The organism is Microbacterium sp. Root53, assembly GCF_001426925.1.
In the GTDB taxonomy this organism is placed as follows: Bacteria; Actinomycetota; Actinomycetes; order Actinomycetales; family Microbacteriaceae; genus Microbacterium.
In genome coordinates, this window is the sequence record NZ_LMFR01000021.1 from 155,932 (window position 1) to 169,711 (window position 13,780).

The 13,780-nt window shown below is 72.0% G+C and carries 14 protein-coding genes and 1 tRNA gene; 8 read left to right on the plus strand and 7 right to left on the minus strand.

Annotated features, from left to right (window positions below; translation table 11 throughout):
* Nucleotides 1–9: 9 nt before the first annotated feature.
* Nucleotides 10–1,545, plus strand: coding sequence for a hypothetical protein (locus ASD19_RS09735; protein ID WP_235563018.1), 1,536 nt, complete (start codon nt 10–12; stop codon nt 1,543–1,545).
* Nucleotides 1,546–1,619: 74 nt separating this feature from the next.
* Nucleotides 1,620–1,886, plus strand: coding sequence for a DUF3039 domain-containing protein (locus tag ASD19_RS09740; RefSeq protein WP_055991854.1), 267 nt, complete (start codon nt 1,620–1,622; stop codon nt 1,884–1,886).
* 4 nt (nt 1,887–1,890) lie between these two features.
* Here ASD19_RS09740 and ASD19_RS09745 read toward each other — a convergent pair whose 3' ends face one another.
* A complete protein-coding gene (locus tag ASD19_RS09745; protein ID WP_055991857.1) occupies nt 1,891–3,222 on the minus strand; it encodes a nicotinate phosphoribosyltransferase in 1,332 nt (443 codons plus the stop codon).
* 61 nt (nt 3,223–3,283) lie between these two features.
* Here ASD19_RS09745 and murI point away from each other — a divergent pair, with 61 nt between their 5' ends.
* From murI to rdgB, 3 genes are read left to right on the plus strand one after another with little or no spacing between them, the layout of a single operon-like run.
* On the plus strand, nt 3,284–4,105 hold the full coding sequence (murI, locus tag ASD19_RS09750; RefSeq protein ID WP_055991860.1) for a glutamate racemase: 822 nt from the start codon (nt 3,284–3,286) through the stop codon (nt 4,103–4,105).
* A gap of 34 nt (nt 4,106–4,139) precedes the next feature.
* Nucleotides 4,140–4,874 (plus strand): ribonuclease PH, encoded by a 735-nt coding sequence (rph, locus tag ASD19_RS09755; RefSeq protein WP_055991863.1) that lies wholly within the window; start codon nt 4,140–4,142, stop codon nt 4,872–4,874.
* Between the two features lie 2 nt (nt 4,875–4,876).
* Nucleotides 4,877–5,464, plus strand: a complete 588-nt coding sequence (rdgB, locus tag ASD19_RS09760) for an RdgB/HAM1 family non-canonical purine NTP pyrophosphatase (RefSeq protein WP_055991866.1) — start codon at nt 4,877–4,879, stop codon at nt 5,462–5,464.
* On the opposite strand, the gene ASD19_RS14100 is transcribed toward rdgB, so the two are convergent.
* Nucleotides 5,385–6,422, minus strand: coding sequence for an SGNH/GDSL hydrolase family protein (locus ASD19_RS14100; RefSeq protein WP_327040665.1), 1,038 nt, complete (start codon nt 6,420–6,422; stop codon nt 5,385–5,387). The two genes, rdgB and ASD19_RS14100, sit on opposite strands and share 80 nt — an antisense overlap.
* 76 nt (nt 6,423–6,498) lie before the next feature.
* Nucleotides 6,499–7,128 carry a LysE family transporter gene (locus ASD19_RS09770; protein ID WP_055991872.1) on the minus strand — a complete coding sequence of 210 codons (630 nt, stop codon included), beginning with the start codon at nt 7,126–7,128 and terminating at the stop codon, nt 6,499–6,501.
* Between the two features lie 122 nt (nt 7,129–7,250).
* Between ASD19_RS09770 and ASD19_RS09775 the strand changes: the two genes are divergently transcribed.
* Nucleotides 7,251–8,162, plus strand: a complete 912-nt coding sequence (locus tag ASD19_RS09775; protein WP_055991875.1) for a cation diffusion facilitator family transporter — start codon at nt 7,251–7,253, stop codon at nt 8,160–8,162.
* 29 nt (nt 8,163–8,191) lie between these two features.
* On the opposite strand, the gene ASD19_RS09780 is transcribed toward ASD19_RS09775, so the two are convergent.
* Nucleotides 8,192–10,585, minus strand: a complete 2,394-nt coding sequence (locus ASD19_RS09780; protein ID WP_055991878.1) for an ATP-dependent DNA ligase — start codon at nt 10,583–10,585, stop codon at nt 8,192–8,194.
* 78 nt (nt 10,586–10,663) lie between these two features.
* Between ASD19_RS09780 and ku the strand changes: the two genes are divergently transcribed.
* Nucleotides 10,664–11,548 carry a non-homologous end joining protein Ku gene (gene ku / locus ASD19_RS09785; RefSeq protein WP_055991882.1) on the plus strand — a complete coding sequence of 295 codons (885 nt, stop codon included), beginning with the start codon at nt 10,664–10,666 and terminating at the stop codon, nt 11,546–11,548.
* A 12-nt stretch (nt 11,549–11,560) separates the two neighbouring features.
* Here ku and ASD19_RS09790 read toward each other — a convergent pair whose 3' ends face one another.
* Together ASD19_RS09790 and ASD19_RS09795 are read right to left on the minus strand one after the other, a co-directional pair.
* A complete protein-coding gene (locus ASD19_RS09790) occupies nt 11,561–12,307 on the minus strand; it encodes a DedA family protein (RefSeq protein WP_055991885.1) in 747 nt (248 codons plus the stop codon).
* Nucleotides 12,308–12,347: 40 nt separating this feature from the next.
* Nucleotides 12,348–12,429: transfer RNA gene (locus tag ASD19_RS09795), tRNA-Leu, on the minus strand.
* 109 nt (nt 12,430–12,538) lie between these two features.
* Between ASD19_RS09795 and ASD19_RS09800 the strand changes: the two genes are divergently transcribed.
* Entirely contained in the window at nt 12,539–12,796 is a 258-nt protein-coding gene (locus ASD19_RS09800; protein ID WP_200941101.1) for a hypothetical protein, read from the plus strand.
* 261 nt (nt 12,797–13,057) lie between these two features.
* On the opposite strand, the gene ASD19_RS09805 is transcribed toward ASD19_RS09800, so the two are convergent.
* Nucleotides 13,058–13,717 (minus strand): hypothetical protein, encoded by a 660-nt coding sequence (locus tag ASD19_RS09805; protein WP_055991891.1) that lies wholly within the window; start codon nt 13,715–13,717, stop codon nt 13,058–13,060.
* Nucleotides 13,718–13,780: the final 63 nt, after the last annotated feature.

Below are 13,780 nucleotides of genomic sequence, written 5' to 3' on the forward strand. Positions count from 1 at the left end.
CTCGCCCTGATGGCCGGCGCGCTGCGCGGGCCCGCGACGCGCACGGTGTGGCGCCTGATCGGACTCGCGATCCTCGCGGTGGTCGTCGTCCTCGTCTGCCAGGGCACGCTGTCGCTCGTCGACGCGCCGGCGCCGGTCGCGTTCGCGCTGCTCGTGCTGGCCGGGTCCGCCATCGCGCTGTCGTTCGCCGTCGGGCCGATCGTGGCCGGCGCGGTCGACCCGCTCGACCCCCGCCGGTTCGCGGTGCTCGGCCTCGCGCCGCGTCCGCTCGCCGGCGTGCTCGCCGCCGTCGGCTTCGTGAGCGTGCCGATCCTCGCTGTGCTCGCGTTCGACGTCTGCGCCGCGATCGTCTGGACCGCGCAGGGCGTGCCCGGTCTCGTCAGCGCGCTCACCGCGATCCTGCATGTCGCGACCTGCGTCCTCCTGGCGCGGCTGAGCATGGCCTTCGGATCGGCCGTGCTGCGTCCGCGGCGCACGCGCGAGCTCTCGGGCCTGTTCGTGCTCGGGATCGTCGTGGTGCTGGTGCCTGTGATCGTGTTCCTCTCGTCGCTGGAATGGCGCGGCCGGGTGCCCAGCGCCCTCGCGACCGCGGCCGAGATCCTCGGCGCCACCCCGATCGGCGCGGCCTCGGCGCTGCCGGGAGCCCTCGCGCTCGACGACGGCCGCGGCGCGTGGCTCGCGGCCGCCGTCGCCGTGGCGACGCTCGCGCTCACGGCGGCGGCCTGGCTGTTCGCGGTCGAGCGCATCCTGACCACGATCGACAACCCGGTCGAGGCGCGCGGCCGCGGGGGACTGGGCTGGTTCGCGCTGGTGCCCGGCACCCCGGCCGGAGTCATCGCCGCGCGCGGGCTCGTGTACTGGCTGCGCGACAGCCGCTACCTGGTGAACGTCGTGATCATCCCGGTCGCCGGCCTGCTGCCGTGCGTGCCGCTCCTGATCGCCGGCGTGCCCCCCGAGATCGTCGCCCTCGTGCCCGTCCCGATCATGGCGCTCTTCTTCGGCTGGCTTCCGCACAACGACGTCGCGTACGACTCCAGCGCGGTCTGGATGCACATCACGAGCGCGGTGCGCGGCATCTCGGACCGCGTCGGCCGGCTCGTCCCGGTGCTGCTCATCGCCGTGCCGGTGCTCGCGATCGCCATCCCGATCGCGACGGCGACCTACGGGCGGTGGGCCGTCCTGCCCGCGATCACCGGCGTCGCCGCGAGCCTGCTACTGACCGGGCTCGGCCTGTCGAGCATCTCGTCGGTGGTCGGCCCGTATGCGGTGTCCCGGCCCGGCGACAGCCCGTTCCAGCAGCCGCAGCGCTCCGACTCGAGCGGCGTCACGGCGCAGGCCGTCGTGATGATGGGGGCGATCGTCCTCAGCGCTCCCACCCTCTGGCTCGGCTGGCTCACGATCACCCAGGACGTCGAGAACGCCGTGCCCGCCATGTGGACCGGGCTGGGCATCGGGTTCGCGGTGCTGGTGCTCGGGCTCGGCCTCGGCTCGTGGCTCTTCGAGCGCCGCGGGGCGCGGATCATGGAGTTCGCGGGCACGACCTGAGGCGCCCCTCGGACGGCCCGTCGGGGCGCCCGGACCGGAGCGCTCCGGCACGCCCGCGACTACACTGGGCCGCTATGAGCACCCCCCTCGATACGCCGGGCGACGGCGGCACGGCCCTCCTCGATCGCGAGCTCGAGAAGCTCCTCGAAGAGGAGAACATCGAGCCGGGCGACCACGAGCGCTTCTCGCACTACGTCAAGAAGGAGAAGATCCTCGAGTCGGCGCTCACGGGCAAGCCCGTGCGCGCGCTGTGCGGCAAGAAGTGGACCCCGGGCCGCGACCCCGAGAAGTTCCCGGTGTGCCCCACCTGCAAGGAGATCTACGAGTCGCTGAACTCGTGACCGCTCAGGCGTCGCCCGCGTCGAGGTAGACGGTCGGGATCGCCGGATCCGAGCGGCTGAGCGCGAGCGCGCGGATCGGCAGCTCCTCGCGCACCCGGAGGTGGTGCTCGCGCGCGGCCTCCACGCCGGCGGGACCCTCGAACTCCGCGACGGGCTCGCCGTCGATCACGAGGTCGACCTGCAGCGGACGCGCATCCGGGTGCTCCGACGCCTCGGCCAGGCGCTCGAATCCGTCGGCGACCTCGACCAGCTCCTGCGTCGCCACGCCGTTCTCCAGCACCCGGAACGCGGTCTTGCGGCCGCCCTGCGAGCCCTTGCCCTCGGCGGTCTTGGCCACCGACACCCAGCTGCCGTCCGTCGCCTGTCGCGCGACCAGCTTGTAGACCATGCCCGCGGTCGGGTGGCCGGAACCCGTCACGACCGACGTGCCCACGCCGTACGCGTCGACGGGCGAGGCGGCCAGCGCGGCGATCGCGTACTCGTCGAGGTCGCTCGTGACGGTGATCCGCGTGCCGGTCGCGCCGAGCGCGTCGAGCTGCGCGCGCACCGTGGCCGCGACGGTGGGCAGGTCGCCCGAGTCGAGGCGCACGCCGCCCAGCCCGGTGCCCGCGACGCGGATGGCGGTCTCGACGCCCTTCTCGATGTCGTACGTGTCGACGAGCAGCGTCGTCCCGGTGCCGAGCGCCTCGACCTGGGCGCGGAAGGCGTCCTCCTCGCTGTCGTGCAGCAGCGTCCAGGAGTGCGCGGCCGTGCCCATGGTGGGGATGCCCCAGCGCCGCCCGGCCTCCAGATTGCTCGTCGAGCCGAAGCCGGCGATGTACGCGGCGCGCGCGGCGGCGATCGCGGACGCCTCGCCGGCGCGACGGGATCCCATCTCGGCGAGGGGACGGTCGCCCGCGGCGACGCTCATGCGGGAGGCGGCGGTCGCGACGGCCGAGTCGTGGTTCAGGACGCTGAGCGCGATCGTCTCGAGGATCACGGCGTCGGCGAAGCTGCCCTCGACCGTCAGGATGGGGGAGCCGGGGAAGTACAGCTCGCCCTCGCGGTAGCCCGTGATGGATCCCGAGAACCGGTAGCTCTCGAGGTAGGCGACGGCCTCCGGGCTGACCACGTGCTCGTCGCGCAGGAAGCGCAGCTCGTCGTCGCCGAAGCGGAAGTCGCGCAGCAGCGCGAGCAGGCGCCCGGTGCCGCCCACGACGCCGAAGCGGCGGCCGCCCGAGAGGCGGCGGGCGAACAGCTCGAACACGCAGCGTCGCTGTGCGGTGCCGTCCCGCAGGGCGGCGTCGAGCATCGTGAGCTCGTAGCGGTCGGTCATCAGGGCCGTGGAGGCGCTCATGTCAGCAACCTTAGCGGCGCCCGATCCGGCCGTCCGGGTGCCCCGGGTACGCTGGGACATCATGAACGACGCGCCCATCGGCATCTTCGACTCCGGCGTCGGCGGGCTCACGGTGGCGCGGGCGATCGGCGACCAGCTGCCGCGCGAGTCCATGCTCTACATCGGCGACACGGCGCACTCGCCGTACGGTCCGAAGCCCATCGCGGACGTGCGCCGGTACGCGCTCGAGGTGCTGGACACGCTGGTCGATCAGGGCGTGAAGATGCTCGTGATCGCGTGCAACACCGCGTCGGCCGCCATGCTGCGCGATGCGCGAGAGCGCTACGCGGTGCCGGTCGTCGAGGTGATCGGGCCCGCCGTGCGGACCGCGCTGTCCACCACGCGCAACGGCCGGATCGGCGTGATCGGCACCGTGGGCACGATCGGGTCGGGCGCGTACCAGGACATGCTCGAGGTCAATCCCGGCGTCCAGGTGTCGACCGCCGCGTGCCCCCGGTTCGTGGAGTTCGTGGAGGCGGGCGACACCGACTCGCCCGAGGTGCTCGCGGCCGCCGAGGAGTACCTGGCGCCGCTGCGCGAGGCCGGGGTCGACACGGTCGTGCTCGGCTGCACGCACTACCCCTTCCTGAAGGGCGCGATCAGCTACGTCATGGGCGCGGACGTCTCGCTCGTCTCGAGCGACACCGAGACCGCGAAGGACGTGTACCGGCAGCTCGTCAGCCGCGACCTGCTCGCCGGCCCCGACGCGACGCCCCGCCACGAGTACGAGGCGACGGGAGCCGCGACCCAGGACTTCATCGCGCTCGCCAACCGCCTGCTCGGGCGCGAGGTGCGCGATGTGCGCCTCGTCCGCACGGGCGCGATCGATCTCTCCGCGCTCTGATCCGCGCGACATCCGACACCGAACGAGGAGCCCCATGACCACGCGTGCCGACGGTCGCACCCCCGACCAGCTGCGACCCATCACGATCGAGCGCGGCTGGAGCGGCCACGCCGAGGGCTCGGCCCTCATCAGCTTCGGCGGCACGAAGGTGCTGTGCACGGCGTCCTTCACCAACGGCGTGCCGCGCTGGCTGACCGGCAAGGGCAAGGGCTGGGTCACGGCGGAGTACGCCATGCTGCCCCGCGCCACGCACGACCGCAGCGACCGCGAGAGCGTCAAGGGCCGCATCGGCGGGCGCACGCACGAGATCTCGCGCCTGATCGGCCGCGCGCTGCGCGCGGTGGTCGACACCAAGGCGCTCGGCGAGAACACGATCGTGATCGACTGCGACGTGCTGCAGGCCGACGGCGGCACGCGCACGGCCGCGATCACGGGCGCGTACGTCGCGCTCGCCGACGCGATCGAGTGGGGCCGCGAGCGCAAGTTCATCGCGCAGAAGGCGCAGGTGCTGAGCGACTCGGTCGCGGCCGTCTCGGTCGGGATCATCGACGGCGAGCCCATGCTGGACCTCGCCTACGTCGAGGACGTGCGCGCCGAGACCGACATGAACGTCGTGGTCACGGGCAGGGGCCTGTTCGTCGAGGTGCAGGGCACGGCCGAGGGCGCGCCGTTCGACAAGGCCGAGCTCGACCTCCTGCTCGAGCTGGGCGTGAACGGCTGCGCCGAGCTGCGCACCCACCAGCTCGCCGCGCTGGGCCGGGAGTCCTGAACGTGCCGCAGATCGTGCTGGCCACCCACAACGCGCACAAGGTCGCGGAATTCCAGTCGATCGTGGCGCGCGTGCGACCCGATCTCGAGGTCATCGCGTACGACGGCCCCGAGCCCGTCGAGGACGGCACGACGTTCGCCGAGAACGCGCTGATCAAGGCCCGCACCGCGGCCGCGCACACGGGGCTGCCCGCGCTCGCCGACGACTCCGGCATCTGCGTCGACGTGCTGGGGGGATCGCCGGGCGTGTTCTCCGCGTACTGGGCCGGGCACGCGAAGGACGACGGGGCGAACCTGCGCCTGCTGCTCGATCAGCTCTCCGACATCCGGGATCCGCACCGCGGCGCGCACTACAACTCCACGATCGCGCTGGTGACGCCGGCGGGCGAGGAGCACACGGTCGAGGGGATCTGGCCCGGCCGCCTCGCGGACGTCCCGCGCGGACAGGGCGGCTTCGGCTACGACCCCGTGTTCCTCCCGGACGACCAGGACGGGCGCACCGCCGCCGAGCTCACGGCCGAGGAGAAGAACGCAGCCTCCCACCGCGCGCGCGCCTTCGTTGCGCTGCAGCCGCTGCTGAGTTCTCTCTAGAAGCGTCTCGCACGCTCTCGGGCGCCCCTTCGGGGGCCCTCGGCGAGCGAGGATGGTCGCTGACGCTCCCATCGGCAGCGCTTCGCGCTGGATGAGTCGCTTCGCTCCACGCTCGCCGCGCTCGCACGGGGTCGGACCTACTCGTGTCCGGGGTCGGTCGTCTCCGGTTCCACTGCGGCGGCGTCGGCCTCGAGCTGGGCGAGGATCGCCGGGACGAGCGCCGCGGCCGTGCGCCGGTAGCCCAGCGCGCTCGGGTGGAACCGGTCGAGGCTGAACAGCCCTGCGGGTCCGCGAGGAACTCGGCGCCGACCGCGCGCCGCAGCGACACCGGGCGCGCGCCCGCCGCCGCGGCGGCCGCGGCCTGTGCGCGCGCGAGCCGGCGCGAGATCCGCGAGCTCAGGCTCCGCAGCGGCTGCGGGACGGGGCGCAGCGCGCCGAGGTCGGGGCACGTCCCCACGACGACCGCCGTCCCGCGGGCCCGCAGGCGGCGGATCGCGTCGGTGAGGTGCGCGACCGCGACCTGATGCGGCACGCGGTGCGTCACGTCGTTGCCGCCGACGACGATCACGGCGACGTCGGCGCGGTAGTCCGGATCCAGCCCGTCGAGCTGCCGCGCGAGCGCCGACGACTCCGATCCGACGACCGCCGCCGTGCGCAGCCGCACGGGGCGCTCCAGGCGGGACGCGAGCCCCTTCGCGACGCGCGCGCCGAGCGTGTCCTTGCGCCGGTGGGCGCCGAGCCCCGCGGCGATCGAGTCGCCGAGCATCAGCAGGTCCAGCGGCGGCGCGTCGAATCGCCGGCGCCAGACCCGGTCGGCGTCGGGCGCGATCTCGCCGAGCGGCTTGCCGATCCGCCGGCGCGCGATCGCCGCCTGGCGGCGCAGCAGCGCCCCGGTGCCGAACACGGCGCCGGCGCCGACGGCCGTCGCGCCGATGATCGCCGCCCTCACACGTGTCACAGGACCGCATCCGACCGCATGCGGGTGAACATCCGCTGTCGCGCGCGTGAAGGGAGCCGGAGTCGTCCGTGCCCGGTCAGTGCACGACGGCGAGCAGCACCCCCACGCCGATGAACAGCACGCCGAAGATGCGGTTCAGCAGGCGCTGCCCCGAGGGGCGCGCCGTGAGACGGGCGAGACCGCGCGCGGCGGTCGCGAAGAAGCCCCACATCACGACGATGTCGATGGCGACCACCGTGGCGGTGAGCACCGCGTACTGCGGCAGCAGCGGCTGCTCGGGACGGATGAACGAGGGCACGAACGCCACGAAGAACACGATCGCCTTCGGGTTCGTGAGGTTCACCAGCAGCCCGCGGCGGAACATGGACCACGCGCCCTCGCGCATCGGCACCGCGACCACGCCGTCCACCTCGACCACCGTGGGCCGCGCGAGGATCTGCCGCACGCCGAGGTAGATGAGATAGGCCGCTCCCGTGTAGCGGATCACCTCGAACACCACCGGGGACGCGGCGACGATCGCCCCCAGGCCCGCGGCGACGATCGCGACGTGGATGACCAGTGCCGCCTGCTGCCCGAGGATGCCCCAGATGGCCCGGCGCCATCCCGACGCGATCGCATTGGCCATGGTGTTCACCGCGCCCGCGCCGGGGGTGAGCGAGATGATCACGCCCGCGCCGAGCAGCGTGAACCAGAGCGAGAGCGACACGACTCCCGATCCTAGGACGCCACAGGCCCGCCGTGCGCAGGCCGTCGAGCATGAGAATCGGCATCATTCCCGAGTAGGGCCCGCGCCGCCGTGACGCGGACCCGCCGCCGTAGCCTGGAGTCGTGCACGACCACGACCACGGCATCCGCGGCGGCGACAGCCGGCGGCTGCTCGCCGTGTCGCTGGGGATCACCGCGAGCGTCTTCGTCGTGCAGGTGGCCGGCGCGTGGATCAGCGGGTCGCTCGCGCTGTTCGCGGACGCCGCGCACATGCTCGCCGACGCGGGCGCGCTGCTGATCGCGCTGCTCGCGAGCGTCGTCGCCGCGCGCCCCGCGGACGATCGGCGCACCTACGGCTACCAGCGCGCCGAGGTGCTCGGCGCGCTGCTCAACGGAGTCGTGCTGATCGCCCTGTGCGTGTGGATCGCCGTGGAGGCGGTGCAGCGGCTGCTCGCGCCCGAGGAGCCCGTCGTGGCCGGCGGATGGATGCTCGCGGTCGCCCTCGTGGGCCTCGCGGCCAACGCGGCGGCCGCGTGGCTGCTGCACCGCGCGCAGCGGCGCAGCATCAACGTGCGCGGCGCGTACCTCGAGGTGCTGGGGGACATGGCGGGCTCGGTCGCGGTGATCGCGGCGGCCCTGGTCGTCCTCCTCACCGGATGGACGCGCGCCGACGCGATCGCGTCTCTGCTGATCGCGGCGTTCATCGTGCCGCGCGCGATCGGGCTGCTGCGCGAGGTGTTCTCGGTGCTGGCGGAATCGGCGCCCAAGGGCACGAAGGTCGCCGAGATCCGCGCGCACCTGCTGCGCGCGCCGGGAGTCCGCGACGTGCACGACGTCCACGTGTGGCAGCTCACGCGCGGCGCTCCCGTGTTCACGGCTCATGTCGTCGTCGAGCAGGAGGTGCTCGAGCGCGGCGGATCCGCGGCGCTGCTGACCTCGCTGCAGGGGTGCCTCGCGGACCACTTCGACGTCGCGCACTCGACCTTCCAGCTCGAGGCCGTCGGCCACGAGGACCGCGACGGCGCCCACCACTGAGCCCGCCGGGCCGCCGCGGGGATGCGGTCTCAGGACTCGAGGACGACGTCCGACGGGGCCTTGTCGGCGCGCAGGCCGCGCCAGCGCGGGTGGCGCATGCTGCCGCCGGGGGTCCACTCGCCGAACTCGACCTCGCCGACCAGCTCCGGCCGCACCCACAGCGCGTCCCGGGCGTCGGGGGCGGGGACGCCGTGCAGCGGGTTCTCGTCGGTGCGCAGCGGCTCGAGCGCGGCGCCGAGCTGGCGGAGGGCGCGCTCGCTGAAGCCCGTGCCGACCTTCCCGACGTAGCGCAGGCCGTCGCCATCCGGCACGCCCAGCAGCAGCGAGCCGATCCCGCCCGCGCGGCCGCCCTTCCCGGGGCGGATGCCGGCGATCACGACCTCCTGGGTGCGGGTCAGCTTGAGCTTGACCCAGCGCTCGGACCGGCCGGGCCGGTACGGCGAGCGCGGGTCCTTCGCGACGACGCCCTCGAGGTCGTGCTCGCGGGCGATCGCGAGGGCCTCGTCGAGGTCGTCGAAGACGGGCGGCACGTCGATCGCCGCGCCCGATCCGGCCGCGATGCGCTCGAGCACCGGACGGCGCTCGCGCAGCGGGCGCGGCGTGACGTCCTCGCCGTCGGCGGCGAGCACGTCGAACAGGTAGAGGCGCGCGGGCGTCCGCCGCATCTCGGCCTGGATGTCCGCGGCCTTCGTGAGATGCATCCGGTTCTGCAGCAGGGAGAAGCTCGGGCGGCCACCCGCGTCCAGGGCCACGATCTCGCCGTCGACCACGGCGCTCGCCGCGTGGAGGGAGGCGGCGCCCGGTGCGGTCAGCTCGGGGTAGCGGTCGGTGATGTCGGCGCCGCTGCGCGCGAACAGGCGCAGCCGGCCGCCGTCCCACACGCCCAGCGCGCGGACGCCGTCCCACTTCATCTCGGCCCATCCGCCCGCGCCCATGTCGTGCGCGAGCGCCGCCGTGCCGTTGACGGCGAGCATCGGCTTGGGGGGAGAGGTCGTGGGGGGTGGCGCCACGGGAGGCTTGGAGGGTTTCGACTCGCCTTCGGCTCGCTCAACCAGCACGGGGTGATGCTGGTCCTTCATCCGGTGCAGCAGCCACTGGGACTTCTCGCCCTGGCCGCTCGTGCGGATCAGCGCCAGGCGCACGGACTCGCGGCGGCCGTGGAGCGTGAAGATCACCTCGTCGTCGCGCCACTTCTCGAGCTCGTACGTCCCGGTGTCCCAGATGTCCATGTGCCCGGCGCCGTACTCGCCCTTCGGGATGTCGCCCTCGAAGGTCGCGTACGCGAGCGGGTGGTCCTCGGTCTGCACCGCGAGGTGGTTGCCCTGGGTGCTCTCGGGGACGCCCTTCGGCACGGCCCAGCTCGCCAGCACGCCGTCGCGCTCGAGCCGCAGGTCGAAGTGGAGGCGGCGCGCCTCGTGCCGCTGGATCACGAACCGCGGCAGGCCCGCCGTCGTCGGCGCGACGTCATCCGGCATGGGCTCGGGAGTGCGCGACGCGTCTCGCTTGGCGACGTAGCGCGCGAGCGCACCCTGCGGATCCGGCGCATCGAGCGGCGCGAGCGGGTCGCCCATCCGCTCGACCCGCTCGAGGACCTCGTCGAAGAGCAGATGGCGCAGGCCCGGGTCGTCGAGCTCCTCCCACGTGCGGGGTGCCGCCACCCAGGGGCGGGCGCGCCCGCGCAGCGAGTACGGGGCGATCGTCGTCTTCTTGCCGTTGTTCTGGCTCCAGTCGACCAGCACGCGTCCGGGGCGCACCGCCTTGCTCATCGAGCTGACGACGAGATCCGGATGATCCGCCTCCAGCGCCTGCGCGAGCGACTTCGCGACCGCCGAGACCTGGGCGCTCGTCTGCGTCCCCGGAAGTCGCGCGTACAGGTGGATGCCCTTGCTGCCGCTCGTGACGGGCAGCGGATCCAGGCCCATGCCGGTCAGGATGGCGCGCGCGAGCCGCGCGACCTCGGCGCACTCGGCCAGCCCGACGCCGGGCCCGGGGTCCAGGTCGAGCACGAGCCGGTCGGGCAGGCCGGGCGAGCCGTCGGCCGCGAAGCGCCACTGCGGCACGTGCAGCTCCAGGCTCGCGACCTGCGCGAGGTACACGAGCGTGGCGACCTCATCGATCAGCGGGTAGTGCTTCGCGCCCGTGGAGTGCTCGATCGCCTGACGTGGGACCCAGTCCGGCGCGCCGCGCTCGAGGTCCTTCGCGAAGAACGACGGCAGCGGGTCCTCTGCCGTGCCCACGCCCTCCACCCAGCGCTTGCGCGTGACGGGACGCCCCGCGACGTGGGGGAGGAGCACGGGCGCGATGCGCGTGACGTACTCGATCACCTCGCCCTTCGTGGTGCCGGTCTCGGGGTACAGCACCTTGTCCAGGTTGGTGACGCGCAGGCGGCGGCCGCCGATCCGGACCGTCTGCTCGCCTGCCATGGACTCAGCGTAGGTGCGCGATCCGGGCGGATATCAAGCCCCTGGCCGTGACGCGTGTGACGGGTGTTCACTGGTGTCATGCGATCGATCTGGAAGGGCGCGCTCACGTTCGGGCTCGTCAACGTGCCGGTCAAGGTGTACGCCGCGACCGAGGACCATGACGTGAGCCTGCACCAGGTGCACAACGCCGACGGCGGGCGCATCCGGTATCAGCGCAAGTGCGAGGTGTGCGGCCAGGTGGTGGCGTACGCCGACATCGACCGGGCGTACGACGACGGCGACCGCACCGTGGTGCTGACCGAGGAGGACCTCAAGTCGCTGCCGGCCGAGCGCAGCCGCGAGATCGACGTGGTGGAGTTCGTGCCGAGCGAGCAGGTCGACCCGATCACGTACGACAAGTCGTACTACCTCGAGCCCGACTCCGCGTCGCCCAAGGCGTACGTGCTGCTGCGGCGCACGCTCGAGCAGACCGACCGCACCGCGATCGTGCGGTTCTCGCTGCGCCAGAAGACGCGCCTCGCGGCGCTGCGGGTGCGCGGAGACGTGCTCATGCTGCAGACGCTGCTGTGGTCCGACGAGGTGCGCGAGGTGTCGTTCCCGTCGCTCGAGGAGTCGGTGCGGATCTCCGACAAGGAGCTCGAGCTGTCGTCGAGCCTCGTCGAGAGCTTCTCGAGCGACTTCGATCCGGACGAGTACGTCGACGAGTACCAGAAGGAGCTGCGCACCCTCATCCAGGCCAAGCTCGAGAAGGGCGACGCGATCGACACCGACGCGACCTTCGGCGAGTCCGAGGAGGAGGGCGGCGAGGTCATCGACCTGATGGAGGCTCTGCGCGCGAGCGTCGAGCGCTCCCGGGCGTCGCGCGGAGGAAAGGGCGACGAGAAGAAGCCCGCGGCGAAGGACGAGGCCGACGAGCCCGCCGAGGAGAAGCCCAAGCGCAAGCGCGCGAAGAAGGCGTCGTAGCGGGCGGGCCGCCTACAGCTTGATGTCCGGCGTGCCGTCGCCGTCGATGTCGGCGCCGCGCTGGAACACCTCGGGCTCGAGCACGAGCTCCTCGACCGGCGGCGCCGACTCGACCAGACGGGCCTTGCGGCGCTCGGCGAAGTAGTGCCAGGCCGTGACGATCACGGTGCCGAGCACGGCGACGATCAGGATCAGGTCGATGTACTCGGTCACGAACTCGCCCACGAACGGGATGAACGCGATCAGGTAGCCGAGCATCGTGAGGCCGAAGCCCCACAGCACCGCGCCGATCAGGTTGTAGAGCGAGTACCGCTTCCACGGCATGTGCCCGACGCCGGCGGCCACCGGCGCGAACGTGCGCACGATGGGGACGAAGCGGGCGAGGATGATCGTGATGCCGCCGAACCGCTCGAAGAACGCGTTCGTGCGCTCGACGTTCTTGACGCTGAACAGGCCCGACTGCTTGCGCTCGAACACCGCCGGGCCGCCCTTGTGGCCGATGAGGTAGCCGACCTCTCCGCCCGCGAAGGCGGCGAGAGCGATCAGGCCGCTCGTGATCCAGATGTTCACGCCGAACACGTCGACCGTGTGCGTAAGCAGGCCCGAGATGATCAGGAGCGTGTCTCCGGGCAGCAGGAAGCCCACGAGCAGGCCCGTCTCGGAGAACACGATGAGGCACACGACCAGCAGGGCCCAGGGGCCGGCCGCGTCGATGATCGTCTGCGGATCCAGCCAGGGGATGAGAGCGAGAGGATGCACCGTTGTCCTGTCTCGAAGAGCGTGCTGTGAACGACGTTCGTGCGGAAGGTGGGACTTGAACCCACACGCCCGGAGGCACAGGAACCTAAATCCTGCGTGTCTGCCAGTTTCACCACTCCCGCGAGCCCGTCCAGTCTACTGACGGCCCCGTCCGGTCCGGTGGGGGACAGCCCTCGGGTTCGCTGTGGATAACTTCCCGGCCGATCCGCGTCACGCGGCCATCATGGCCGTGTGACCCCCAGCACGTCAGCCCTCGTGGAGAGGGTGCGCGACCGGCTCCGGGCCGAGCAGGCGGATCCGGCGCGCTCCCCTGAGCTGGTGGCGCGGATCGCGCAGGCCGAGGTGCGTCGGCACAACGACGTCGCGCTCGCGCGCGGCACCGCGCCGATCGACGACGAGGCCGCGCGGGTGCGAGAGGTGCTGGCCGCCGTCACCGGCTACGGGCCGCTGCAGCCGTACCTCGACGACCCGGGCGTGGAGAATCTGTGAACGATACGCCAAGCTCCCAATCTGCTGATCCGAGTGGGTCGGTTTACTAGCACCGGACCGCCTCAGGGCGCGTGTGGTGGGACGTTCGAGCCGCAAGCGCTATCGCCCTCTGAGCGGACCGCGGTTATGGCGTGCTGGGATGGTCGGCCCGAGGAGTCGAGTGGGGCACCGCCTGCGTGAGGCACACGCAGTGGTGTATCGGCGTGCGGTGGCGCGGGTCGTCTTCGGGGCATCCGCGCAGCCGTGATACGCCTGTCGCGCTCAACGCGAGAACGGTACGTTGAGACCGAACAGTCCACCTGTGACTCGTCGAAGGGTTTGATCCAGGAGGTCGACGAAGGTTGCGTCGTCGGGCGCACGGCCGGGAAGGGAGTCCAGGGCGTAGGTGATACCAAGCTCTCGAACTGTCGCCACGACGAAAGAGAACAGATAGGCCCGTGCCGGAGTCAGTGCCCGGTCCATCCACTCGGCGCCGTGTGAGAACTCGATCTCGTCGCCGCGCAGCCGCGCTGCCGCAAGCGTGCGAGCGATCTCCAGCTGCGGTTCTGCGAGCTGGTCAATCGCGGACCGGATGCGGTCATCCTTTACCCGTCCGATCAACATCTTGAGGTCATCTTCGCTCACGCTATAGCGAAGATCGTGCGCCAGCCGGTTCCGTAGGCGGTTCAGGTCCCGAACTGCGGCGCTGAGATCGGGAGTGATCCCGTCGACAGCTTCTGCAATCGACAACTTGTGCTCGAAGCGAGCCCGCGACCAATCGATCGCGTCTGGGCGAGCCAGCCTTGTGCGTGCCACCTGCTCCAGAAGCACTTCGATCCAGAGGTGGCCGCGAAGGAGCACAGCCAATGCGTCTGCCTCGGCGAGTCCCTCGACGACATCATGAAACTCGTCGTCGTGGAAGCTGCTCCGGGAATAGGACATGTCTCCCAAACTAGTCCGCTCCTCGGTCGCGACGTGTCGTTTGCGAATGTAGATCGCGACCGC